We start from the raw sequence: 23,615 nt of genomic DNA, 5'->3' as shown, positions 1-23,615 counted from the left end.
AAGTATGAAGTACATGGATAGAATTAATACTCCAGATGATATAAAAAGATTATCATATAAAGAATTAAATAAGTTATCAAATGAATTAAGGGACTTTTTAATAGATATTGTTTCTAAGACAGGTGGACATTTAGCTTCCAATTTAGGAGTAATTGAATTAACTTTAGCGTTATTTTATGTTTTTAACTTTAAAAAAGATAGAATAGTTTGGGATGTAGGCCATCAAACTTATGTATATAAAATTTTAACAGGTAGAAGGGATAGATTTCATACATTAAGAAAATATGAGGGAATAAGTGGATTCCCTAAACCAACAGAGAGCGAATATGACCATTTTGTAACAGGTCATAGTAGCACATCAATTTCTGCAGCACTAGGAATGGCTAGAGCAAGAGATTTAAAGGGTGAAAAACATAATGTTATTGCAGTGATTGGAGATGGGGCGTTAACAGGCGGAATGGCATTTGAAGCACTTAATGATGCAGGAAGTTCAAAGACTAATTTGATAGTTATATTAAATGACAATGAAATGTCAATATCTCAAAATGTGGGAAGTCTTGCATGTTATTTAAGTAAAATTAGAACAGCCCCAGCATACATAAATTTAAGAGATGAACTAGAAAGTATTATTAAGAAAATACCAGCAGTAGGTGGCAATCTTTATAAATCAGCAGAAAAAGTTAAGGATGGTTTAAAACATCTTGTTGTTCATGGAATGTTGTTTGAAGACTTAGGATTTAAATATTTAGGTCCTATAGATGGCCATAATATAGAGGTTCTAATAGAGGTTTTAAATAGAGCAAAAACAATAAAAGGACCTGTGTTGATACATGTGGTTACTAAAAAAGGTAGAGGTTATACTCATGCGGAAGAAAAGCCAGATGTATTTCATGGTGTTGATCCTTTTGAAATTGAAACCGGTGAAAAACTAAGTGTTAAAAAAATGACATACTCAAAAGTGTTTGGAGAAGAAATAGTAAAATATGCAGAAAAAGATAATAGAGTAGTAGCCATAACGGCTGCTATGCCAGATGGAACAGGCTTAACTGAATTTTCCAATAGATTTCCTAACAGGTTTTTTGATGTTGGTATAGCAGAACAGCATGCAACAACAATGGCAGCTGGTCTTGCAAAAGAGGGATTTAAGCCTGTTTTTGCTGTATACTCAACCTTTTTACAAAGAGCTTACGATCAAGTGATTCATGATATTTGTATACAGAACTTACCTGTTCTATTAGCAATAGATAGAGCAGGTGTGGTAGGAGAAGATGGTGAAACTCATCAGGGTGTTTTTGACTTATCCTACCTAAGAATTATTCCAAACTTAACAATTTTATCACCAAAAGACTTAAAGGAATTTAGATTAATGCTACAATGGTGTTTTAAACAAGATTTTCCAATTGCTATAAGATATCCTAGAGGTGGAGATACAGATGTTTTATTTGATAAGTATGATGATATAAATTTAGGAAAGTGGGAAACATTATTAGTAGGTGAAGAGATAACAATTTTAGCAGCTGGAAAAATGGTTCAGCATGCATATAAGGCAGCAATTAAACTTAAGGAAAAAGGATTGGATGTTGGACTTATTAATTGTAGGTTTGTAAAACCTATAGATGAATCAAAGTTGAATGAAATAATAAAAACAAGTAAATATATTTATACAGTTGAAGACAATGTATTATATGGAGGCTTTGGTTCTTCAGTCAATGAATATTTATTAAAACATGGATATAAAGGAAAAGTTATTAATATTGCTTATCCTGATGAGTTTATTCCTCACGGAAGTGTGGATATATTGTATAAGAAATATGGGTTAGATACTGAAGGTATATATAACACAATAATAAAAAATATAGATTAAGAGGAGATGGAAATGGCGGAAAAAGAGAGAATTGATGTACTATTAGTAGAAAAAGGTTTTTTTGAAACAAGAGAAAAGGCAAAAAAAAATATAATGGCAGGTCTTGTGTTTGTTGATAACCAAAGGGTTGATAAACCTGGAGAAAAAGTAAATAAAGATGCTAATATTATAGTTAAAGGACAAGCAATTCCTTATGTTAGCCGTGGAGGTTTAAAACTTGAAAAAGCAATAAAGGAATTTGGCATTAAGTTACAGGATAAAATAGCAATGGATGTTGGAGCTTCCACTGGCGGGTTTACTGATTGTATGTTAAAAAATGGTGCAGCTAAAGTATTTGCAATAGATGTTGGTTACGGTCAAATGGCATGGGAACTAAGAAATGATCCAAGAGTAGTCTGTATGGAAAGAACAAATATAAGATATGTTAAGCAAGAAGACATTGGTATGTTAGTAGATTTTACTTCAATAGATGTTTCTTTTATTTCTCTTAAATTGGTGTTACCTGTGGTTAAGGAATTATCAAAAGAGGGTGCGGAAGTTGTTTGTTTGATCAAGCCACAATTTGAAGCTGGTAGAGAAAAGGTTGGTAAAAAAGGAGTAGTAAGAGATAAAAATGTTCATGTTGAGGTTATACAAACTATATTAGAATTTTCTACATCTTTAGGATTTACAATTAAAGGATTAACATATTCTCCGATTAAAGGTCCAGAAGGAAATATAGAATATTTGGCATATTTGATTAATAAAGAAGATGATGAAAAGCTATTTGAGAATATAAATATAGAAAAAGTTGTTGAAGAAGCTCATAATTCGTTGAATACATAGAAGGAAAATTATAATTTTTGTAGAATAAAATATTGAGGAGTGCATTATGGTTAAGGTGGGGATTGTTGTTAATAGAGAAAAGGATGCCGAATTTAAACTAACTACAGAAATAGTTAAATGGCTTTTAGATAGAAATCTATGTGTTTATGTTTATTATGATTTAGGAATAAAAAACAATAATTTAATTTGCACAGACAAAGATAAAATATATAGAAATTCAGATTTTGTAATTATATTAGGTGGAGATGGAACAATATTAGGTGTAGCACGAGAAATCCAAAAATATAATACCCCTATTTTGGGAGTAAATTTAGGCCGTTTGGGTTTTATAACGGAAGTTGAAATAAATGATATATACAATGCATTAGATAGGGTTTTAGCAGGAGATTATAGAATTGAAAAAAGGATTATGATTAAAGCTGATGTTTTTAGAGAAAATAAATGTTTAAAAACATTTTTTGCATTGAACGATATTTGTATAACAAGAGGATATTTATCTAGAATGGTTAAATTAGATGCTTATATCGAAAATAACTTAGTTGATACCTACAATGCTGATGGATTATTAATTTCAACACCTACAGGTTCAACTGCGTATTCCCTATCTGCAGGAGGTCCAATTGTTAATCCAACATTGGATGTAATGTTATTAACACCTATCTGTCCTCATTCATTAAAATCAAGGACGATAGTAGTTTCATCAGATGATGAAATTAATGTAGTGGTTGATAGATCACAGGAAGGTTTAATTTATTTAACAGCTGATGGACAAGAAGGATATGAACTTGTAGGTGGTGATTTAGTTAAAATTAAGAGGGCATTAAATTGTTTGAATTTGATAAAAATATCTAATAGATCCTTCTATGATATACTACGAAATAAGCTTAAGGACAGATAAGCGGGAAGTGAGGGGAACTTTATGAAAATTTCAAGACATGCTAAAATACTAGAAATAATAAATAATAAAGAAATTGAAACACAAGAAGAATTAGTAGAAGAGTTAAGAAAAATTGGAATGGATGTTACTCAAGCAACTATATCAAGAGATATTAAGGAGTTAAAATTAGTAAAGGTATTAACAAAATATGGTAAATACAAATATGCTTCAATGTCACAAAGTGATAATTACTTAACCGAAAAGCTTGTAAATATATTTTCACAAACAGTATTGTCTATAGACTATGTAAACAATATGATAGTTGTAAAAACATTATCTGGATCTGCTTCAGCAGCAGCAGAAGCTATAGATACATTAAAGTTAGATGGAATTGTTGGAACTATAGCAGGCGACAATACAATTTTTGTGTTAGCAAGATCTAATGAAAAAGCAGAGGAAATAGTTACTAGATTTAGAAGATTAATAAATGAATAGGAGGCATAATATGCTTCTTAAACTAAGGATAAAAAATTTTGCATTAATTGAAGAATTAGAATTAGATTTTTCAAATGGATTTAATGTGTTGACAGGAGAAACAGGAGCAGGTAAATCAATATTAATAGATTCAGTTAGTTTTTTAGTAGGTGAAAAATTTAACAAAGAGATAATAAGAACAGGTAGTGATTTTGCCTTTGTAGAAGGTATTTTTGAAATAAAAAATGAAAAGATAATATCTTATCTTAAAGAGAATGGTATTGAAGTAGATGATTATTTAATCCTTGCTAGGGAAATTAATCAAAGTAATAAGAGCATTTCAAGAGTTAACGGAAGAACAACTAGTGTTTCATTTATAAGGGAAATAAGTAAATATTTAATAGATATACATGGACAACATGAACATCAATCTTTACTAGATGATGCTAGACATATCGAAATACTAGATTCATTTTGTGGGGAAAAGTTAAAAAGCTTAAAAGATAACTATAAAGACAAGTATGAAAAAATAAAATCAATAGAAAAGGATATTGAGAGACTAAACCAAGATGAACAATATAGGTTAAGAAAAATTGACCTATTAAAGTTTCAGATACAAGAAATAGATGATGCTAATTTAATGTTAGGTGAAGAAGAGGAATTAACACAAAGAAGAGATATTTTAAAAAATGCTGAAAAAATATACTCATGTTTAAATTCTGCGTACAAAAAAATTTATGATAGTGAAATTAATGAAAGTGCGTTTGACTCAATTGGTTCTGCAATAGTTAGTATGGGACAAATAAGTGAATTTGATTCCAAATTAGATGAAATAAAAAAAGTACTAGAGGAAGTTTATTATAAATTAGAGGATGCAGTTGATACTATAAGGGATTATAGAGATAAAATTGAGTACAATGATGAAGAATTGAACTATATTGAGAACAGGCTAGATTTAATAAACAAGCTTAAGAGAAAATATGGTGCAAATATTGAAGAGGTTTTAAGTTACTATGAATCTATAAAAAAGGAATTAGAAGAATTGGAAAAAAGTGATGAAATGATAGAAATATTAAAGGATGAATATGAAAGATTATTATGTGAAATTAAAGAATTGGCAAATCAAATAACGAATATAAGAAAGAGCACAGCAAAGGAGTTGAAATCAAAAATAGAAAATGAACTAAAATATTTGGGCATGGAAAGAGCTATATTTGAAGTTGATATACAAAATAAAAATAAATTTGATTATAATGGGCAGGATAGAGTAGAATTTTTAATATCATCAAATGTTGGTGAACCATTAAAACCGCTACACAAAGTTGCATCTGGAGGAGAAATTTCAAGAATAATGCTTGCAATTAAGAGTGTTGTTGCAGATGTTGACAGTATTCCAATACTTATATTTGATGAGATTGACACAGGAATAAGCGGTAGAACAGCTCAAGCAGTTGCTGAAAAAATGGTATTGATTTCAAAGACACACCAGATATTATGTGTGACGCATCTACCACAAATTGCTGCTATGGGAGACAAGCATTTTAAAATACAAAAAGTAATAAAAAATGATAAAACTGTTACTTTAGTTACAAATTTACAAAATAATGAAAGAATTGAAGAACTAGCAAGAATGTTAGGTGGAGCAATTGTTACAGAACTTACAAAAGTTAATGCAAAAGAGATTCTAGATTTAGCTGATCAATTAAAAGTTAAAATAAGGCAATAAAATGGACTTATGTATAAATAAGTCCATTTTTTTATGTTTAAAAACATAAGATTACAAATAAAGTTTATGATGTATGCATTGCATTCTATATTATAGTATATGTGGACAAGAAAAAGGTTAACTTAGAATTAAAGAAAGGTAGGTGACGTTATAAAGTTTGGTAGAGGAGTGATAAAATGAAAAAAACATCTAAAAAATCAGCATTTTTAATGCTGTTTAGTATATTATTTATATTATATTTTGGAAACTTAGTTTATAATATTCCTTCAACTATCAATGTGACAAAACAATTGAATGAATTGAATATAACTAAAAATCAGATCATAAAAATAACTCCTAAAAACACTAATTATGTTAATTATGATAATGCAAATAGCATTAAGGGATATGCTAAATTATTTGGAATAATCCCTATTAAGGAAGTAACTATAAATTTTAATAAAGATAGAAAGGTTTATGTAGGAGGACATTCAATTGGAGTTAAACTATACACAGAAGGTATATTGGTAGTTGGATTTTCTGATATTGAAACTCAATATGGTAAAAAGCAAAGTCCTGCAGTGCTAGCAAACATTCAAATTGGAGATATGATTGTTGAAGTTAATAATAAAAGAATTAGAAATATTAAAGAACTTTCAGATATGATTATAAATTCAAATGGAAAACCTCTTACACTTAAAGTTAAAAGGAAAGAAAAATATTTTGAAACAACTATTGAACCTATTTTAAATAAAAATAATCAATATAAATTGGGTGTTTGGGTAAGAGATTCAACATCGGGGATTGGTACGTTAACTTTTATTGATCCAAAGCTTAAAAAATTTGCTGCATTAGGTCATCCAATAAATGATATTGATACTGGACAGATGCTAAATGTACGAGATGGAAATATATATAAAGCAAAAATAATTGATATAGAAAAAGGTGAAAAGGGTAAACCAGGAGAACTAAGAGGTGCTTTTAGTGAAGAGGATGTTGTGGGTAAACTTACCAAAAATACTCTATGTGGTATTTATGGAGAGATAAAAGATGTAAATGATTTAATTTTACCAAATTCTCGCTTATATTATATTGCAAATAAAGATGAGGTTAAGGAGGGTGCTGCTAAAATATTGGTGCAAGTGGATGACAGTGTTAAGGAGTACAATATCATAATAGAAAAGGTAAACAAACAAAATTCTCCAAATGCTAAAAGTATGGTAATTAGAATAAGTGACAAAACATTAATTGAAAAAACAGGTGGAATAGTTCAAGGAATGAGTGGAAGTCCAATAATACAGGATGACAAAGTAGTTGGAGCTGTTACTCATGTATTTGTCAATAGACCTGATATGGGTTATGCAATTTATGCAGAATGGATGTATAATGAGTTAAACGATGAATTTTAATGGAGAAGGCTGCAGTATGCAGCTTTCTCAAAAATGAAAAAAATTTATTATTTTAGCAGGAATTTAAATTGCTTTGTCGAATAGTTTCTTATAGAATAGTATTGAAACATTGGTCAAGGCGGGTAGGGGAGGTTTAACGATGAATGGTGAAAAGATAAAGATAGTGATCGCAGATGATAACAAAGAATTTTCAGGAATACTATGTGAGTATCTTAAGACTCAAGATGACTTTGACGTATTAGGAGTTGCAAAGGATGGAATAGAGGCTGTAGAGTTAGTAGAAAAGTATAGTCCAGATGTATTAGTATTAGATATTATAATGCCTCATTTAGATGGTCTTGGTGTTCTAGAAAAAATTAATTCTTTAGAGAATAAAAAAGTTCCTAAAGTTATTGTTTTATCTGCTGTAGGACAAGATAAAATTACTCAAAGAGCTATAAATTTAGGAGCTGAATATTATGTTGTAAAACCATTTGACATGGAAATATTCTCAAAGAGAATAAGACAAATGTTTAATCATGGCGTTGTTGAGACTAATAAGAGAATTTCACTTATTTCTACAGAATCAACTATTTCAAAGTTAAATAATACCAATAACAACCTAGAAGCAGAGATCACAAATATTATCCATGAAATTGGAGTACCTGCACATATAAAAGGATATATGTATTTAAGAGATGCAATACAAATGGTAGTTAATGATATTGAATTATTAAGTGCCATTACAAAGGAATTATACCCTTCAATAGCTAGAAAGTACAACACTACTCCAAGCAGAGTTGAAAGAGCAATAAGACATGCTATTGAAGTAGCTTGGGCTAGAGGTCAAGTTGAGACTATTAATAAAATATTTGGTTATACAATTCATAACGATAAAGGAAAACCAACTAATAGTGAATTTATTGCTATGATTGCTGATAAATTAAGATTAAAGCAAAAATTAGGATAAAATAATCCATTTTTAATGGATTATTTTTTTTAAGTAATAGCCAGGGAGTGATAAGATGTTTGAAGAAAAAACTATAAATAGTAAATATTTATATAATGGCAAGGTTGTAAATTTAAGAATTGATGAAGTGGAAACATATTCTAAAAATAAGGCTACAAGAGAGATAGTTGAACATAATGGTGGAGTTGGAATTGTAGCAGAATTAAACAATAGTATTTTCCTAGTTAAACAATTTAGAAAGCCTTTTGAAGAGGTTTTATATGAGATCCCAGCAGGTAAACTAGAAAAAAATGAAGAGCCTTTAAAATGTGCATTTAGAGAATTAGAAGAAGAAACAGGATATAAGGCTAAGGAAATGAAATTAATGAATGTTATTTATCCATCACCAGGTTTTTGTACAGAAAAGTTATATATATATTATTGCAATGATATGGAATTATCAAAAACTAATTTCGATGAAGATGAATATTTAGAATTAATTAAAGTATCTATTGATGAGGCAAAATCAATGATTATAAAAGGATTAATAAAAGATGCTAAGACGATTGTAGGTATAATGATGCTAGATCACTTTAAAAATACTCTATGAATATTTCAAAAAACCTCCTCATATATATAAACAAGACTAATGAGGAGGTAGATTATTATGGGAAATATTAACAGTAGCATTATGAAACATGTTAAAGATAATGTGTGGTTGTATTTTTTGTAATTTTATTTTTTGCTATTGGACTATCTGTTGGTGCCTTTACATCCAAAGCTTTAGATACAGATAGCAAGCAGAATATATTAATTTTCATGAATAATTTTTTTCATACTATAGGAAATGAAAATGTAGAAAGTAAAGCTGTTTTTATAAGGGCTTTTAAAAATAATATTCAATTTATTATAATAATATGGTTATTATGTTTAACTTATATAGGTGTACCTATTGTATTTTTAGTAGATTTATTTAGAGGGTTTATACTAGGATTTACAATTTCCTTTTGTATTCAAAGCATGGGACTTAAAGGATTATTGTTTTTAATAATTGCAGTAGTTCCACAAAATATAATATATGTACCATGTATTATAGTAGCATCAGCGTTAGCAGTAGATTATGGGCTAAGCATTTTTAAGAGAAATGTAAATAAGGTTTATTATCATAAAAATAACACAAATTTAATAAATCTATCATTAATTTTGGCTATTATATTTTTGATTATGACAGTAGCAAGTATTTATGAAGCATTTGTTGTTCCTACAATTATTAAAAAGCTATCTGGCTTTTTAATAATTCAATAGGGTGATGTTATGAAAAAAATATTGAGATTTATAGTTGTTTTTTTAGTTGTTCTATTTATTATTTTTTTGATAAAGGGCTTACTATATTTTGTTTTAAGTTTTATTGAGTTAAAGCCAGAAGGTGATGCAAAACTTGTAATGTATAATTTAGATAAAAAAAATAATAATTTAATTTGGATATTAATAAATAAATTATTATTACGATAATTATCTAGAGGAATTTAAAATATTATGTAGAATAAAATATTAAAAACAATAATGAAGGGGAACTGCAAATGAATGAAATAATTAAGGAATTTATTTATGACTTAGAGTCAAATAAAACTTTAAGTAAAAACACGATTGAAAGTTATGGTAGAGATTTAAAGCAGTTTTTAGATTATCTAAATAATGAAGGAATTGACTATAAGAGTATTAAGAGAACTAATATCATTGCATATATTTTATTTTTACAAAAACAAGGTAAAGCAACCTCTTCAATATTAAGAGCATTAGCTACTATTCGTGCATTTTACAAGTATAACATTAAACTAGGATTAGTAAAACATGATCCAACAATAGATATAGAGGCTCCAAAAGCTGAGAAAAAATTGCCTGAAATTTTGACAATTGATGAAGTAGAAACATTATTAGCTATGCCAAATGAAGGAGAACCAAAGGGAGCAAGAGATAAAGCGATGCTTGAGATACTTTATGCAACTGGAATAAGAGTAACAGAACTTATTAGTTTAAATATTGATGATGTTAATTTAATTCTAGGTTATATAAAATGTAATGGCCCAAAGGAAAGGATTGTACCAATAGGAAAACTTGCAATTGAAGCACTTTCAAATTATATAGAAAAGTATAGATATAAATTTTTAAAAAACGAAGATGAAAGAGCATTGTTTTTAAATCATAGAGGCGAAAGAATGACAAGGCAAGGATTTTGGAAGGTTATTAAGTATTATGCAACTCTGGCTAATATTAGTAAAGAGATTACTCCACATACATTAAGGCATTCATTTGCAGCACATTTAATAGAGAATGGAGCAGATTTAAGATCTGTACAACAGATGCTTGGACATTCAGATATATCAACAACACAAATATATACGGAGCTTATTAAAAATAAAATAAGTGATGTATATAAAAAAACACATCCAAGGGCTTAATCAAGCCCTTTTCTTTTTTGAAAAAATAAGTTATAATATAGTTCCTACAGATTATTTTGAAAATTATTAATAAAAGAGGTGATTTTTATGGTTAATAGGGTTACATTAATTGTTTTAGACAGCGTAGGTATTGGGGAGTTACCTGACGCACATGAATATAATGATGAAGGCAGTAATACTTTAGGTAATATTGCAAAACAATTAAAAGGCTTTGAGCTGCCAAATATGCAAAAGCTTGGTTTGGGGAATATAGATGGGGTTAATGATTATAAAAAAGAAGAGAATCCAATAGGAGCATATGGTAGATCTTTAGAGATGTCAAAGGGTAAAGATACTACAACAGGGCATTGGGAAATAGCTGGATTAATTTTAGAAAGAGCATTCCCTACTTATCCAAATGGTTTTCCAAAAGAATTAATAGAAGAATTCGAAAAGAGAATAGGCAGAAAAGTATTAGGTAATAAGCCAGCTTCAGGAACTGCTATAATTGAAGAATTAGGAGATGAACATGTAAAAACTGGTTACCCTATAGTTTATACTTCAGCAGATAGTGTATTCCAAATAGCTGCACATGAAGAGGTTATACCATTAGAAGAACTTTATAGAATGTGCCAAATTGCAAGAGAAATGCTTAAGGATGAGCATGGAGTTGGACGTGTAATTGCAAGACCATTTATTGGAACTAGTGGCAACTATAAAAGAACTCCAAATAGAAGAGATTTTTCATTAAAACCATTTAGAAAAACACTATTAAATTATATAGTTGAAAGTGGTATGGATGTTTGCGCTGTTGGTAAAATTGAAGATATATTTGGTGGATATGGTATAACAAAGGCAGTACATACTAAAAATAATATGGATGGCGTTGATAAAACTATAGAATATTTAAAACAAGATACAAAGGGATTAATATTCACTAACTTAGTAGATTTTGATATGGTATATGGACATAGAAATGATGTAGAAGGCTATGCAAAGGCGTTAAAAGAATTTGATGATAGACTTCCAGAAATCATAGAAAACTTAATGGATGATGATGTATTAATTATTACAGCAGACCATGGATGTGATCCTACTACTCCAAGTACAGATCATTCACGTGAATACATTCCTATTTTAGTTTATGGTAAAAATATTAAGGCAGGAGTAAATTTAGGTACGAGAAAGTCTTATGCAGATATAGGAAAGACAATAGCAGAATTATTGAATGTTAAAGCAGATATTGCAGGAGAAAGCTTTGCAAAAGACATACTAAAATAATGGGAGGAATGTATATGAACTATATTGAAAAGCTAAATGCAGCGTGCGATTATATTAAGAAAAAAATAAATGCTGAACCTAAAATAGCAATAATTTTAGGTTCAGGATTAGGTAGTTTAGCTGATGAGGTAAAAAATAAAATTGAGCTAAACTATAGTGAAATACCTAATTTTCCTGTATCAACTGTAGAAGGGCATGCAGGTAAATTTATATTTGGTGACCTAAATGGAAAAGAAGTTATAATGATGCAGGGTAGATTTCACTTCTACGAAGGATATGACATGAATACAGTAACATTTCCTATTAGAGTTTTAAAACTACTTGGTGTTGAAAAGTTAATAGTAACTAATGCAGCTGGTGGAGTTAACACAAGCTTCAAAGCAGGGGATTTAATGTTAATTAAAGATCATATTAATTTTTCAGGCACAAATCCATTAATTGGACCTAATTTAAAAGAATTTGGACCAAGATTCCCAGATATGTCCAATGCATATTGTAAAAATTTAATTGAAATTGCCAAAAGTGCTGCACAACAAACAGGAGTTGACTTAAAGGAAGGGGTATATTTTATGATGACAGGACCTTCCTATGAAACACCAGCAGAAATAAGAATGATAAGAACTTTAGGTGGCGATGCAGTTGGAATGTCAACTGTTCCAGAAGTAATTGTAGCAAACCATAGTGGTATGAAGGTTCTTGGAATTTCTTGCATAACAAACATGGCAGCAGGAATTTTAGAAGTACCATTAAGCCATGAAGAAGTTATAGAAACATCAAATTTAGTTAAAGACAAGTTTAAAAAATTAGTTAGTGAAATTGTTGCTAGAATGTAAGGGGGTATAGCCATGAGAATGTATGATATCATACTTAAAAAACGTAATGGACAAGAATTAACTAAAGAGGAAATTGATTTCTTTGTTGAAGGATATACAAAGGGGGAAATCCCAGATTACCAAGTATCAGCTCTTCTAATGGCTATTTATTTTAATAAAATGTCTAAAAGAGAAACTGCTGATTTAACAATGGCTATGGTTAATTCAGGTGAAACTATAGATTTATCTGAAATTGAAGGTATTAAAGTAGATAAGCACAGTACAGGAGGAGTAGGAGATAAAACAACACTTGTTCTTGCTCCAATGGTTGCGGCTTGTGGAGTACCTGTTGCTAAAATGTCAGGAAGAGGTTTAGGACATACTGGAGGTACAATAGATAAACTTGAATCAATTAAAGGTTTTTCTGTTGAGATGACTAAAAAACAATTTATAGATAATGTAAATAAAATAAAAATGGCAGTAGGTGGGCAAACTGCAGATTTAGCACCTGCTGATAAAAAATTATATGCTCTAAGAGATGTTACAGCAACTGTTGACAATGTTTCACTTATTGCATCAAGCATAATGAGTAAAAAGATAGCTGCTGGTGCTGATGCAATTGTATTGGATGTTAAAACTGGTACAGGAGCCTTCATGAAGACATTAGAAGATTCTTTTGAACTAGCTCAAGAGATGGTTGACATTGGTACAAATGTTGGAAGAAATACAATAGCGGTAATATCTGATATGGATCAACCTTTAGGGTATGCTGTAGGTAATGCACTTGAAGTAAAAGAAGCAGTTGAAACATTAAAAGGTCATGGTCCAGAAGATTTATTAGAACTTTGTATAGTTCTTGGAACACAAATGCTTTTACTTGCTGGAAAAGCAAAAACAGAAGAGGAAGCAAGAAAAATGCTCCAAGAAACTATTACTTCAGGTTCAGCTTATGAAAAGTTTAAGGAATTTGTTAAAGCACAAGGTGGAGATGTTTCTGTAATTGAAGATTTAGAACTACTTCCAAAGGCTGAACATGTAATTGAAGTAAAATCAGATAGAGAAGGATACATAACAAAAATCGTTGCAGATCAAATTGGTATTGCAGCATTAATATTAGGTGCAGGTAGAGAAACAAAAGAAAGCTCAATTGATCCTGCAGTGGGTATTGTAATTAAAGAAAAAGTAGGAAGCTACGTTAAAAAGGGAGATGTAATTGCATACTTATATGCTAATGATTTAAATAAAGCAAAAATATCTGAACAAAAATTACTTGAAGCTTATCATATTGAAGAGAAGAAGCCAGAAGAAAGACCATTAATATTTGGAATAGTTACAAAAGATGGAATAAAGAGATTTTAATAAAAGAGGGTGTTGATTATGTTCTATAATCAACACCCTCTTTTATTTATATATTGGTATAAATACATTTTAAAAAATAGGGAAAAATAACAATAAATAAATCGTTAAGGAGGGTAAAAGGAATGAAAAGAAGAATCAGTACAGTTATATTTACTGTAATATTACTTTTTATGTTTACATATCAAACAAATCCTGCATTAGCGGTAGAACCAAATTTGAATTGTAAATCAGCTTTGTTAATGGAATTTTCTTCAGGGAAAATATTATATGAATATAACGCTCATCAGAAATTGGCACCAGCTAGTGTAACAAAAATAATGACAATGCTGTTGGTAATGGAAGCTATTGATAGCGGTAAAATTAAACTTACAGATAAAGTAGTCGTTAGTGAAAATGCAAAGAGGCTGGGCGGAAGCACTATGTATTTAGAAACAGGAGAAGTAAGAACTGTAGAAGAACTTTTGAAGGGTGCTGCTATTGAGTCAGCTAACGATGCATGTGTTGCATTAGCTGAATATTTATGTGGAACAGAAGAAGAGTTTGTTAAAAGGATGAATGAAAGAGCCAAAAGTTTAGGAATGAATGATACTCATTTTGTTAACTGTTATGGCTTCTATGATCCAAATCACTATACATCAGCATATGATGTTGCTATTATGTCAAGAGAGCTTCTTAAACATTCAAAAATATTAGATTACACAACAATTTGGATGGAAACAATATCTGAAGGAAGAAAAACACCCTTTACACTAGTAAATAGAAATAAAATGATAAAGGCTTATAAAGGCTGCGATGGGCTAAAAACAGGATATACAAAAGAAGCATTGTATTGTATTTCAGCTACAGCAAAAAGAGGAAATGTAAGATTAATATCAGTAATTATGGGTGCACCAACCTCAAAAGAAAGGAATGCAATGGCATCTCAACTTTTAGACATAGGTTTTGCTAAATATGATAGTTTTGATGTTGTTAAAAAAGGTGAAGTTGTAGGTGAAGTAAGAATACCAAAGGCTAAGCCTGAGAGTGTTAAGATTATTGCAAAGGATAATTTAAATGTTATAGTCGAAAAGGGTAATAAACCTAATATAGAGAAAAAGATTGAAATGTTTAAAGACCTAAAACTTCCAATTAATAAAGGAGATACAGTAGGAATTGTTAAAGCTGTTGAAGGTGAAAAGGTATTTGGTCAAGTAGAGGCAATAGTAGATACTAAAGTTGAGAAGATGAAATTTATTGATACATTAAATAAAGTTGTAAAAAGTTTTTTAAATGTAAAGTAGAGGGAGTTACAACAACTCCCTTTTTTATTTTACTTGTGTTATACTATACTTCGGCAGGTGGTTTATATGTTTAATGACGCAGTAAAAAGATTTATTAAAATTTTAAATGAATTAAATATAAATTTTTATTTAGTAGGTGGAGCAGTAAGAGATATTATTATTGGAACTCAATCAAAGGATTATGATTTTGTTGCTGAAATAAATAAAAAACAACACTTAGAAATCAGTAAAAAGCTAAAGGAATATTTAAATTGTGATTATCAATACAATGAATACTATTCTACTACTAAGTTTTATGTTGATGGAATAGATATTGATTTTGTTATGGCAAGAAAAGAAAAGTATGATGGGATAGCGTCAAGACCGACTATATTTGAAGGCACATTATATGATGATTTAAAGAGAAGAGATTATACAATAAATACCATTGCCCTTGATATGATAAATTATAATTACATAGATATATTTAATGGTATCAATGATATTAAAAATAAAAAAATTGTTGTTTTGCATGATAAAAGTTATATGGATGATCCAACTCGTTTTTTTAGAGGCATTAAATATGCGGCAAGATTTAATTTTAATTTTGATAAATATACTTTCAACTTGATGAAGGAATGTATAAAATGTAGATTGATAGACTACTTACCAATTTCAAGGGTAAGAAGTGAGTTGGATTTGATTATGAATGAAGAGAACTTTATAAAAGCACTGTATTACTTATATGAGTTTAATTTTTTTAACACATATTTCAACTTTCTAGTAAATATTAATTTTGACTTATATAATCCTATAATAATTGAAAATGAGGATAAATATGTAGCAATCTTTTATAAAAATTCTTTAGAAGCATTAGAAAATATTAAAAATAAGTTATGCTTGTCAAATGATTTCTTAGAAAAATGTTTGAAATTAAATGAATTAAATGATATTCTTAATTATGATGATTATAAAGTTTATGAGTTTCTATTTAAAAATAGATTAAATAAAAGTTTGCTAAAATCTATATTTAATGATAGAAGAATTAATAAATATATAAACTACAATGAAATAAAGGTTGATTATGATTTAATAAAAAGTATTGAACCAAATAAAAGAAAAGAGTTTATATTAGATTATAAAATAAAGCATTTGTTAAATGAGGGTGATTAAATGATAAGCAATAATTTTAGTGAAACAATTTTTGTTATAATTGCTATTATTGTTTCATTAACAATTCATGAATATTCACATGCGGTTGCCGCAACTGTATTAGGAGATGATACTCCAAAGGTTTATAATAGACTAACATTTAATCCTTTTTCTCATATTGATTTAGTAGGTTTTTTAGCACTGCTTGTAGTAAAGTTTGGCTGGGCCAAGCCAGTTCCTGTAAATCCCTATAATTTTAAAAATAGAAGAGTTGGTATTATAATAACATCAATAGCTGGGCCAATATCAAATATTTTACTTGCTTTTTTTTCTGCACTCATTTTATTTAAAACAAATTTTACTCAAGAATCATTAGGGGTAGCTGAATTTTTAAAAATATTATTTTTTATGAATACTGGTTTAGCAGTATTTAATCTATTGCCCCTTCCACCATTAGATGGTTCCAAAATATTTGCAGAATTATTTAGAGGAAAAATGGCATATTATATTTATTCTTTTGAGAAATATTCAAATTTAATTTTATTTATGTTGCTTTGGTTTGCACCATTTCGAAGTATTTTAATTTACTTAAACAGATTATTAGGTACGATAATTATAAATTTAGTACAAATTTTTATATAAGGTGAGGTTAAATGTCAATAAATATAAAAATAGAAGTTTTTGAAGGACCATTAGATTTGCTTTTACATCTTATAAAAAAGGCAGAAGTTGATATATATGATATACCAATTGCTGAAATTACTGAACAGTATATACAATATTTAAAGGCCATGGAAGAGTTAAATTTAGACATTGCAAGCGAATTTTTAGTTATGGCAGCAACACTTTTAGAAATTAAATCGAAAATGTTGCTACCTAAAAAGAAAAGTCAAGACGATGAAAAAGAGGAAGATGATCCTAGAAAAGAGATTGTTGAAAAGCTTATTGAATATAAGAAATATAAGGAGTTTGCTGAGAAGTTAAAGATGATTGAGGAACAGAGCATAATATTTTTTAAACCTCCAGAGATCATAGATGATATAGAAAGCAAAGAAGTATTTTTTAAAAATATTACATTAGAAAATTTAATGTTTGCTTTTAAAAAAGTTATGGAGGCATATGAACGAAGAAGTAATAAAAAGTCTTTAGTAGATGAAAACATAAGTCATGATGAGTTTAGAATAGAGGATAAAATGCAATATATAATAGGTTTAATTGAAATATATAAAAGAATTAGATTTCAAAGATTTTTCGAAGAAGCAAGTTGTAGGCTTGAATTAATAGTTACTTTTTTGGCTATGTTGGAACTTATTAAATTAAAAAAGATTAAAGTATATCAAAGGGAAAATTTTGATGATATTTATATAGAAGGGCAGGATGAAGAATGGCAGATGTAGATTTTTTGAGAGATTTAGGCCTTTCAGAAAATACAGATAGAATAAAAGGTATTATTGAGTCTGTTCTTTTTGTAGTTGGTGATGGTATTGAAATCAAAGAATTGGCAAATATAGTAGAAATTGATGTAAAAGAATTAAAAAAAATTCTTAAGGATTTATCAGAAGACTATGAAAAGGAAAATAGAGGATTAATCTTAGTAGAATATAATAATAAAGTACAATTAGCAACTAAACCAGAATATTCATCCTATATCAAAAAAATAATAAAGCCTGAGTCAAAACAAAACCTATCACAAGCGGCAATTGAAACATTAGCAATAATAGCATATAAACAACCTATAACCAAGGTTGAAATCGATGAAATTAGAGGTGTAAGAAGCGATAGAGCTATTAATACTTTACTAGAACGTGGACTTATAAAAGAAAGTGGTCGATTGGAGACTACTGGTAGACCTATTTTATATTGTACAACAGATGAATTTTTAAAGTATTTTGGATTTAAAAATATTAATGAACTGCCAGAATTAATTGAATTAAATCTGGAAAATGAGGAAGAATAATATAATAAGTTATTCTTCCTCATTTTTGTTATTTATAGTTTAAGGTGGTACTATATGATATATATTGTTATTTTGCTATTAATTTTAATCCTATTATTACCTATTAAAATTTCATTTATTTATGAAAAACAAACATTGAAAATTATACTTTTTAAATATTGGGTTATAAATTTAAATAAAAAGAATAAAACTAATAAAGTAAAGGATAGAAAAAATAAAAAAAATAAATTGGATGCAAGTGCACTTTTAAAAAATAAAAATTTAATATTAGAAAATTTACAATTTATTATAAAAAGAATAAAATTCGATGTTGAATTAAGTCTAAATATTGCAAGTAACGATGCTTTTAATACAGCAATGTTATATGGATTTGCTAATACAATTATATATAGTTTAATATCTGCATTATCGAACAAATACAAGGTATATCCGAAAATTGATATTAGTTGTGACTTTAATAAAACAAAAACTAGTTTATATTTAAGACTAACTTTATCTATTAACTTATTATTAACTATATTATTTTTAGTTAAGATTTCAAGTACATATATAAAAATAAAAAAGGGGAGTGTTATAAATGTCAGAACATCCAATAGAATCATTAATGAGAACAACAATGGATAATTTGAAAAAAATGATTGATGTCAACACAATTGTAGGTCAACCAGTTGAAACAAAAGATGGTAAAGTTATTATTCCAATTTCAAAGGTATCTATGGGATTTGTATCTGGAGGAAGTGAATTTAATAAGGCAAATTCTCAACAGAATATAAACGACTATCCATTTGGTGGTGGAAGTGGAGCAGGTGTATCTGTTCAACCAATTGCTTTTTTAGTTGTAGGTGAAGATGTGAGGTTGCTGCCTGTTACCGAAATGAATTACATAGAGAGATTTTTAGATAATATACCAGAACTTTTAAAGGATGCAATAAAAAGCTATAAAAAGAAAAAAGAAAATGATGAAAAGGATATTACAATTAATCCATCATAACAGTATAGATGTTTGTTTATTTGAGGAGCTGAGTTAAAATGAAAAAGTATATGCTAACAGTTTTATTTATAATTTTAATGCTTGGAACTAGCTTTAAACTAGATAAAAAAGATCAAATAAAAAAAATACAGCTCCAATCGTATTCAGCAATTGTTATAGATCAGTATTCTGGTAGAATTTTGTATAGTAAAAATAGTGATATAAAGCTTCCAATGGCTAGTACAACTAAAATTATGACAACTATTATAGCTTTAGAAAAGGGTAATTTAAATGATATGGTAATTGTAAGCAAGAGGGCGGCAGCTGTTGGAGGATCAAGTGCGGGTTTGAAAGAAGGAGAAAAGTTAACATTAGAGGAGTTGTTATATGGTCTAATGCTTAGGTCTGGAAATGACGCAGCCATTGCAATAGCTGAACATATTGGTGGAAGTGTAGATAGATTTATTGAAATGATGAATGAAAAAGCTATTGAGATAGGAGCCTATAATACATCATTTAAAACTCCACATGGGCTTGATGCAGATGGTCATTATACTACTGCAGAGGATCTTGCCAAAATAACTGCATATGCAATGAAAAACGAGGTTTTTAACAAGATTGTATCAACAAGGGAAATTTCAAGTGGTGTAAGTGGAAAATTTAATAGAAGTTATAGTAATATCAATAAATTTTTATACCGAGTTGAAAATGCTGATGGTGTTAAGACAGGTTATACAGGTGGAGCAGGAAGATGTTTAGTTGCTTCAGTTAAACATGAATATGGTAGATTTATATGTGTAGTATTAAATAGTGCTGATAGATGGAGGGATGCTGAAGAGCTTGTTAAGTATGCAAAGCATAATTATAAATTTATTAAAGTATACAGTAAGGGTGAACAGGTAAAAAGCTTAAGAGTTTTTGGTGGTAAAAGCAAATATGTTATTGCTGAAACTGAAGAAGACATTTATGTACCATTAAGAGATGAAGAAATGCAGTATATAAGAACAGAAGTGTTTGTACCATCAGTAGTATTTTCACCAATTAGAAGAGGAGATATTTTAGGAAATTTAGCAGTATTTTATGATGGTAATATTATTGCTAAATATCCTGTTATAAGTGATAGAGATGTAGATAGAAAAAATTTAATAAATACAATAAGAGAAACATTTAGAAGTTTTTCACTAGACTAAAGGGCTGTTAAATTAACAGCCCTTTTTTGTAACCATTTTATATAGATGTGAATAATCTATAAAAGAAGGGGGGGTTTTGGTGTATAAATTTGTTGAATGTATTGATGCAGGTTCAGAATATTGTCCATGTCATCTTGCTGAAAAAGGTCAATGTATTATATGTAGCCAACTTCAAAATAAAGTGTTTTGCGATTGTTTATACTGGAAGGGTACATGTATATACCATGAATTATTAAACAATGGAAATAAAGCTAAAAAGCCAAGACAGTATAGAAAATTTGATATAACGAAAATAGATAAAATAAGAGATGATCTATATTTATATGAGATAAAAGTTACAAACTACTTATTAAGGGAATTAGATAATTATGGTGCCTATGTATTTTTAAAAAAGCCAAACGCACCAGATTATTTTAGTACACCATTATCTATCATGGATGTTGACTATGACAAATTAACAATTAAAATTTTGATTAAAGTTCATGGAGTAAAAACAAAAGATATAATAGAATGTAATGATAAGATTATGGTTAAAGGTCCCTATTGGAATGGAATTCAAGGACAAAGATTTCTAAGAAATTTAATAAACAAGGATGTTTTAATAATTGGTAGAGGTGTAGCTGCAGCACCAGGAGTTTTAGGATCAAGAAAGTTAAATATAAATAATAATAATGTGTATGTAATGCTAGATCCTGGTAAAAGCATTCAAAATGCATGCACAGAATACTATCTTAAATACAAAGCAGAAGTTGAGAATTTAAGTATAATTGATTATAAAAGCAAAAAGATTACAGAAGCATTTAAGTTAAGAATTAACGAATTATTAGCTACAAAGGATATCCAAGTTATTTTAGTTGCAGGTGATGATGAGTTTAATAGAAAAATAATAAATTACATTTATCGAATTAAGAAAGATATGTACTTTGCAAGTGTTAATAACAGTATAATGTGCTGTGGAGAAGGAATATGTGGTAGCTGTCAAATAGAGTTATCTGGAAAATACATTCGCTCATGTAAGCAACAGTATAATCCCCTAGAGTATTATTTAGTGGAGGATGATTTAGAATGAAAGTTGTTGTAATTGGCGGTGGATGGGCAGGATGTGCAGCAGCTATACAAGCAAAAAAATGTGGTGCTGATGTTGTCTTAATTGAAAGAACAGACATGTTACTAGGTTTAGGTAATGTTGGTGGAATAATGAGAAATAATGGAAGGTTTACTGCTGCAGAAGAACTTATTGAACTTGGGGCAGACGATTTGTTTAGAATAATTGATAAATGTACAAGACATAGAAATGTTGAGTTTCCTGGTCATAAACATGCATACCTTTATGATGTAACAATAATAGAAGCAAATGTAAGAAGATTTTTATTAGATATGGGTATAAAAATTTTATTTGAGACAAGAGCTGTTGATGTTGATGTGGATAATAATCATATTAATGCAATTTATCTTCACAATGGAGATAAAGTTGAAGGAGACGTTTATATTGAAACAACAGGATCAACTGGACCTATGGGTAACTGTATTAGATATGGAAAGGGCTGTTCAATGTGTATATTAAGATGCCCTGCATATGGTCCAAGAATAAGTATAAGTCAAAGAGCAGGTATTGAGGACATACTAGGGATGAGAGATGATGGAGTATTTGGAGCCATGAGCGGTTCTTGTAAGTTAGATAAATCATCTTTATCTGAAGACATTAGGAATGAACTTGATTCAAAAGGAGTTTATATAATAGATGTACCTAAAGAAGATATAAATACTGAAAAACTAAAAATGAAGGTTTGTCAGCAGTATGCACTAAAGGAATTTGCAGAAAAAATAATACTATTGGATACAGGACATGCTAAGCTTATGACAAGTTATTATCCACTTGAAAAACTTAGAAAAATAAAGGGTTTTGAAAACGCTAGGTTTATTGATCCATATGCTGGTGGAAAAGCTAATTCAATAAGATATTTATCAATGGCTCCAAGGGATGATACAATGAAAGTAATAGGACTAGATAATTTATTTGTCGGAGGAGAAAAGAGTGGCCTATTTGTAGGACATACAGAAGCTATAGTAACAGGAACATTAGCAGGCTATAATGCAGTAAGGCATGTAATAGGTTTAAAATGTATCGAATTACCTTCTTCATTGGCAGTAGGAGATATAATTAAATTTGAAAATGAAAGTAAAAAGAAGAAGGACGGCTTAAGAAAAAGATATACCTTTGCAGGAGCAGAGTATTTTGAAAGAATGAAGTCTTTGAACCTATATACTGTAGATGTAGATGAAATCAAAAGAAGAGTAAGAAAACTATTATTAAATGACATGTTTAAAGAAAAATTAATTTGAATTTATAAATTTTAATAAGTGACAATAATTAAGTGCATATTTTAGCCCCATGCAATGTTTAATTGTTTTTATAAACTTCTTACATGGGGCTTTTTTTATTTTATGCATGAATTGTTTTTCATCATATTACAATAATCTATATATATGTTGGCTGCGACTATTGTATCATCTAAAGCTCTATGGCTTATAAGATTTAATTTATAATGATTTTTTATTGTTTCTAATTTATGGTTTGGAAGATAAGGGTATATTTGTTTTGCAATTTTAACTGTGTCAATAAATAAGTTTGTTATTATATCTTTACCATAAAGGTTGTAGACAGCATATTTTAAAAATTTGCCATCAAACCCAGCATTATGGGCAACAATAGGAAGATCCCCAATAAAGTTTAAAAGCTTAGGTATTAATAAATCAATTGTTGGTTTATTTTTAACCATTTCATTGGTAATACCATTTATTGAAGTTATAAACTCTGGTATTTCAATTTGTGGATTAACTAATGAATGAAACTTATCTACGATATTATTGTCAATGAATTTAATGGCAGCAATTTCTATTATTTTGTCTTTATCTGGTTTTAATCCTGTTGTTTCAAAGTCAAGTGCAACAAATGTTCTATATATTGTATTAGTATATTGAATCTTCTTTATTGACATTTTTTCAGCTCCTTTTATTAGACTAATTGTTATTATAACATTAAAATAAAAACAATTACAGTTTTTATTTAGTATATATTTATGTTACTTAGTTTGTTGTTGATGAGTATATTTTT

25 protein-coding genes are annotated in these 23,615 nt (G+C 28.8%); 24 read left to right on the top strand and 1 reads right to left on the bottom strand.

From position 1 onward, the window contains the following. Positions 1 to 4 precede the first annotated feature (4 nt). The 24 genes from dxs (at position 5) to TCEL_RS05630 (ending at position 22,843) form a co-directional block, all read left to right on the top strand. Positions 5 to 1,864: a 1-deoxy-D-xylulose-5-phosphate synthase gene (gene dxs / locus TCEL_RS05745; RefSeq protein WP_018662063.1), complete on the top strand. Its 1,860-nt coding sequence runs from the start codon at positions 5 to 7 to the stop codon at positions 1,862 to 1,864. A 12-nt stretch (positions 1,865 to 1,876) separates the two neighbouring features. Then, positions 1,877 to 2,689: a TlyA family RNA methyltransferase gene (locus TCEL_RS05740; RefSeq protein WP_018662062.1), complete on the top strand. Its 813-nt coding sequence runs from the start codon at positions 1,877 to 1,879 to the stop codon at positions 2,687 to 2,689. 46 nt (positions 2,690 to 2,735) lie between these two features. After that, positions 2,736 to 3,587: an NAD(+)/NADH kinase gene (locus TCEL_RS05735; protein ID WP_018662060.1), complete on the top strand. Its 852-nt coding sequence runs from the start codon at positions 2,736 to 2,738 to the stop codon at positions 3,585 to 3,587. Positions 3,588 to 3,608: 21 nt separating this feature from the next. After that, complete coding sequence (locus TCEL_RS05730; RefSeq protein WP_018662058.1) at positions 3,609 to 4,061, top strand: arginine repressor; 453 nt, start codon at positions 3,609 to 3,611, stop codon at positions 4,059 to 4,061. Positions 4,062 to 4,071: 10 nt separating this feature from the next. Next, the gene (gene recN, locus TCEL_RS05725; RefSeq protein ID WP_018662056.1) at positions 4,072 to 5,766 is read left to right on the top strand and encodes a DNA repair protein RecN; all 1,695 of its coding nucleotides are present in this window, start codon (positions 4,072 to 4,074) and stop codon (positions 5,764 to 5,766) included. 176 nt (positions 5,767 to 5,942) lie between these two features. Beyond that, positions 5,943 to 7,154, top strand: a complete 1,212-nt coding sequence (spoIVB, locus tag TCEL_RS05720) for a SpoIVB peptidase (RefSeq protein ID WP_018662054.1) — start codon at positions 5,943 to 5,945, stop codon at positions 7,152 to 7,154. Positions 7,155 to 7,293: 139 nt separating this feature from the next. Beyond that, positions 7,294 to 8,103 carry a sporulation transcription factor Spo0A gene (spo0A, locus tag TCEL_RS05715; RefSeq protein WP_018662052.1) on the top strand — a complete coding sequence of 270 codons (810 nt, stop codon included), beginning with the start codon at positions 7,294 to 7,296 and terminating at the stop codon, positions 8,101 to 8,103. A 55-nt stretch (positions 8,104 to 8,158) separates the two neighbouring features. Beyond that, entirely contained in the window at positions 8,159 to 8,692 is a 534-nt protein-coding gene (locus tag TCEL_RS05710; protein WP_018662050.1) for an NUDIX hydrolase, read from the top strand. 104 nt (positions 8,693 to 8,796) lie between these two features. Beyond that, complete coding sequence (spoIIM, locus tag TCEL_RS05705; RefSeq protein ID WP_018662048.1) at positions 8,797 to 9,387, top strand: stage II sporulation protein M; 591 nt, start codon at positions 8,797 to 8,799, stop codon at positions 9,385 to 9,387. A gap of 9 nt (positions 9,388 to 9,396) precedes the next feature. Further along, entirely contained in the window at positions 9,397 to 9,594 is a 198-nt protein-coding gene (locus TCEL_RS05700) for a hypothetical protein (RefSeq protein ID WP_018662045.1), read from the top strand. Positions 9,595 to 9,662: 68 nt separating this feature from the next. Then, a complete protein-coding gene (gene xerD / locus TCEL_RS05695) occupies positions 9,663 to 10,541 on the top strand; it encodes a site-specific tyrosine recombinase XerD (protein ID WP_018662043.1) in 879 nt (292 codons plus the stop codon). 87 nt (positions 10,542 to 10,628) lie between these two features. Beyond that, positions 10,629 to 11,801, top strand: a complete 1,173-nt coding sequence (locus TCEL_RS05690; protein ID WP_018662041.1) for a phosphopentomutase — start codon at positions 10,629 to 10,631, stop codon at positions 11,799 to 11,801. A gap of 14 nt (positions 11,802 to 11,815) precedes the next feature. Then, a complete protein-coding gene (locus TCEL_RS05685; protein WP_018662039.1) occupies positions 11,816 to 12,634 on the top strand; it encodes a purine-nucleoside phosphorylase in 819 nt (272 codons plus the stop codon). Between the two features lie 12 nt (positions 12,635 to 12,646). Beyond that, the gene (locus tag TCEL_RS05680; RefSeq protein WP_018662037.1) at positions 12,647 to 13,972 is read left to right on the top strand and encodes a pyrimidine-nucleoside phosphorylase; all 1,326 of its coding nucleotides are present in this window, start codon (positions 12,647 to 12,649) and stop codon (positions 13,970 to 13,972) included. A 122-nt stretch (positions 13,973 to 14,094) separates the two neighbouring features. After that, entirely contained in the window at positions 14,095 to 15,252 is a 1,158-nt protein-coding gene (locus TCEL_RS05675; RefSeq protein WP_018662035.1) for a D-alanyl-D-alanine carboxypeptidase family protein, read from the top strand. A gap of 66 nt (positions 15,253 to 15,318) precedes the next feature. Next, entirely contained in the window at positions 15,319 to 16,404 is a 1,086-nt protein-coding gene (locus tag TCEL_RS12780; protein WP_018662033.1) for a tRNA nucleotidyltransferase/poly(A) polymerase family protein, read from the top strand. Next, complete coding sequence (locus TCEL_RS05665; RefSeq protein ID WP_018662031.1) at positions 16,405 to 17,025, top strand: site-2 protease family protein; 621 nt, start codon at positions 16,405 to 16,407, stop codon at positions 17,023 to 17,025. It abuts the gene before it with no gap. Positions 17,026 to 17,036: 11 nt separating this feature from the next. Then, complete coding sequence (locus tag TCEL_RS05660; RefSeq protein ID WP_018662030.1) at positions 17,037 to 17,780, top strand: segregation/condensation protein A; 744 nt, start codon at positions 17,037 to 17,039, stop codon at positions 17,778 to 17,780. Then, positions 17,768 to 18,340 (top strand): SMC-Scp complex subunit ScpB, encoded by a 573-nt coding sequence (scpB, locus tag TCEL_RS05655; protein WP_018662027.1) that lies wholly within the window; start codon positions 17,768 to 17,770, stop codon positions 18,338 to 18,340. Before TCEL_RS05660 ends, scpB begins: the two co-directional genes overlap by 13 nt. 54 nt (positions 18,341 to 18,394) lie before the next feature. After that, the gene (locus TCEL_RS05650; RefSeq protein WP_018662024.1) at positions 18,395 to 18,964 is read left to right on the top strand and encodes a DUF2953 domain-containing protein; all 570 of its coding nucleotides are present in this window, start codon (positions 18,395 to 18,397) and stop codon (positions 18,962 to 18,964) included. Then, a complete protein-coding gene (ytfJ, locus tag TCEL_RS05645) occupies positions 18,918 to 19,331 on the top strand; it encodes a GerW family sporulation protein (protein ID WP_018662022.1) in 414 nt (137 codons plus the stop codon). The genes TCEL_RS05650 and ytfJ overlap by 47 nt, the downstream gene beginning before the upstream one ends. Positions 19,332 to 19,369: 38 nt before the next feature. Further along, positions 19,370 to 20,500 carry a D-alanyl-D-alanine carboxypeptidase family protein gene (locus tag TCEL_RS05640; protein WP_018662020.1) on the top strand — a complete coding sequence of 377 codons (1,131 nt, stop codon included), beginning with the start codon at positions 19,370 to 19,372 and terminating at the stop codon, positions 20,498 to 20,500. Between the two features lie 79 nt (positions 20,501 to 20,579). Next, complete coding sequence (locus tag TCEL_RS05635; protein WP_018662018.1) at positions 20,580 to 21,569, top strand: sulfide/dihydroorotate dehydrogenase-like FAD/NAD-binding protein; 990 nt, start codon at positions 20,580 to 20,582, stop codon at positions 21,567 to 21,569. Continuing rightward, the gene (locus TCEL_RS05630) at positions 21,566 to 22,843 is read left to right on the top strand and encodes an FAD-dependent oxidoreductase (protein ID WP_018662017.1); all 1,278 of its coding nucleotides are present in this window, start codon (positions 21,566 to 21,568) and stop codon (positions 22,841 to 22,843) included. The genes TCEL_RS05635 and TCEL_RS05630 overlap by 4 nt, the downstream gene beginning before the upstream one ends. A 95-nt stretch (positions 22,844 to 22,938) precedes the next feature. On the opposite strand, the gene TCEL_RS05625 is transcribed toward TCEL_RS05630, so the two are convergent. Beyond that, the gene (locus TCEL_RS05625; protein WP_018662015.1) at positions 22,939 to 23,499 is read right to left on the bottom strand and encodes a 3'-5' exonuclease; all 561 of its coding nucleotides are present in this window, start codon (positions 23,497 to 23,499) and stop codon (positions 22,939 to 22,941) included. Positions 23,500 to 23,615 lie beyond the last annotated feature (116 nt).

It is taken from the genome of Thermobrachium celere DSM 8682, from assembly GCF_000430995.1.
Lineage (GTDB): Bacteria > Bacillota > Clostridia > Clostridiales > Caloramatoraceae > Thermobrachium > Thermobrachium celere.
This window is presented reverse-complemented; position numbering and strand designations above follow the sequence as displayed.

Bases quoted from the DNA above. Each gene is read 5' to 3' on its own strand.
- TCEL_RS05625 (WP_018662015.1), bottom strand. From the start codon at position 23,499: ATGTCAATAAAGAAGATTCAATATACTAATACAATATATAGAACATTT.
- ytfJ (WP_018662022.1), top strand. From the start codon at position 18,918: ATGTCAGAACATCCAATAGAATCATTAATGAGAACAACAATGGATAAT.
- TCEL_RS05730 (WP_018662058.1), top strand. From the start codon at position 3,609: ATGAAAATTTCAAGACATGCTAAAATACTAGAAATAATAAATAATAAA.
- TCEL_RS05665 (WP_018662031.1), top strand. From the start codon at position 16,405: ATGATAAGCAATAATTTTAGTGAAACAATTTTTGTTATAATTGCTATT.
- TCEL_RS05740 (WP_018662062.1), top strand. From the start codon at position 1,877: ATGGCGGAAAAAGAGAGAATTGATGTACTATTAGTAGAAAAAGGTTTT.
- TCEL_RS12780 (WP_018662033.1), top strand. From the start codon at position 15,319: ATGTTTAATGACGCAGTAAAAAGATTTATTAAAATTTTAAATGAATTA.
- TCEL_RS05700 (WP_018662045.1), top strand. From the start codon at position 9,397: ATGAAAAAAATATTGAGATTTATAGTTGTTTTTTTAGTTGTTCTATTT.
- TCEL_RS05650 (WP_018662024.1), top strand. From the start codon at position 18,395: ATGATATATATTGTTATTTTGCTATTAATTTTAATCCTATTATTACCT.
- TCEL_RS05735 (WP_018662060.1), top strand. From the start codon at position 2,736: ATGGTTAAGGTGGGGATTGTTGTTAATAGAGAAAAGGATGCCGAATTT.
- dxs (WP_018662063.1), top strand. From the start codon at position 5: ATGAAGTACATGGATAGAATTAATACTCCAGATGATATAAAAAGATTA.
- xerD (WP_018662043.1), top strand. From the start codon at position 9,663: ATGAATGAAATAATTAAGGAATTTATTTATGACTTAGAGTCAAATAAA.
- spoIVB (WP_018662054.1), top strand. From the start codon at position 5,943: ATGAAAAAAACATCTAAAAAATCAGCATTTTTAATGCTGTTTAGTATA.
- TCEL_RS05640 (WP_018662020.1), top strand. From the start codon at position 19,370: ATGAAAAAGTATATGCTAACAGTTTTATTTATAATTTTAATGCTTGGA.
- TCEL_RS05710 (WP_018662050.1), top strand. From the start codon at position 8,159: ATGTTTGAAGAAAAAACTATAAATAGTAAATATTTATATAATGGCAAG.
- scpB (WP_018662027.1), top strand. From the start codon at position 17,768: ATGGCAGATGTAGATTTTTTGAGAGATTTAGGCCTTTCAGAAAATACA.
- TCEL_RS05685 (WP_018662039.1), top strand. From the start codon at position 11,816: ATGAACTATATTGAAAAGCTAAATGCAGCGTGCGATTATATTAAGAAA.
- spo0A (WP_018662052.1), top strand. From the start codon at position 7,294: ATGAATGGTGAAAAGATAAAGATAGTGATCGCAGATGATAACAAAGAA.
- TCEL_RS05660 (WP_018662030.1), top strand. From the start codon at position 17,037: ATGTCAATAAATATAAAAATAGAAGTTTTTGAAGGACCATTAGATTTG.
- TCEL_RS05630 (WP_018662017.1), top strand. From the start codon at position 21,566: ATGAAAGTTGTTGTAATTGGCGGTGGATGGGCAGGATGTGCAGCAGCT.
- recN (WP_018662056.1), top strand. From the start codon at position 4,072: ATGCTTCTTAAACTAAGGATAAAAAATTTTGCATTAATTGAAGAATTA.
- TCEL_RS05680 (WP_018662037.1), top strand. From the start codon at position 12,647: ATGAGAATGTATGATATCATACTTAAAAAACGTAATGGACAAGAATTA.
- TCEL_RS05675 (WP_018662035.1), top strand. From the start codon at position 14,095: ATGAAAAGAAGAATCAGTACAGTTATATTTACTGTAATATTACTTTTT.
- TCEL_RS05690 (WP_018662041.1), top strand. From the start codon at position 10,629: ATGGTTAATAGGGTTACATTAATTGTTTTAGACAGCGTAGGTATTGGG.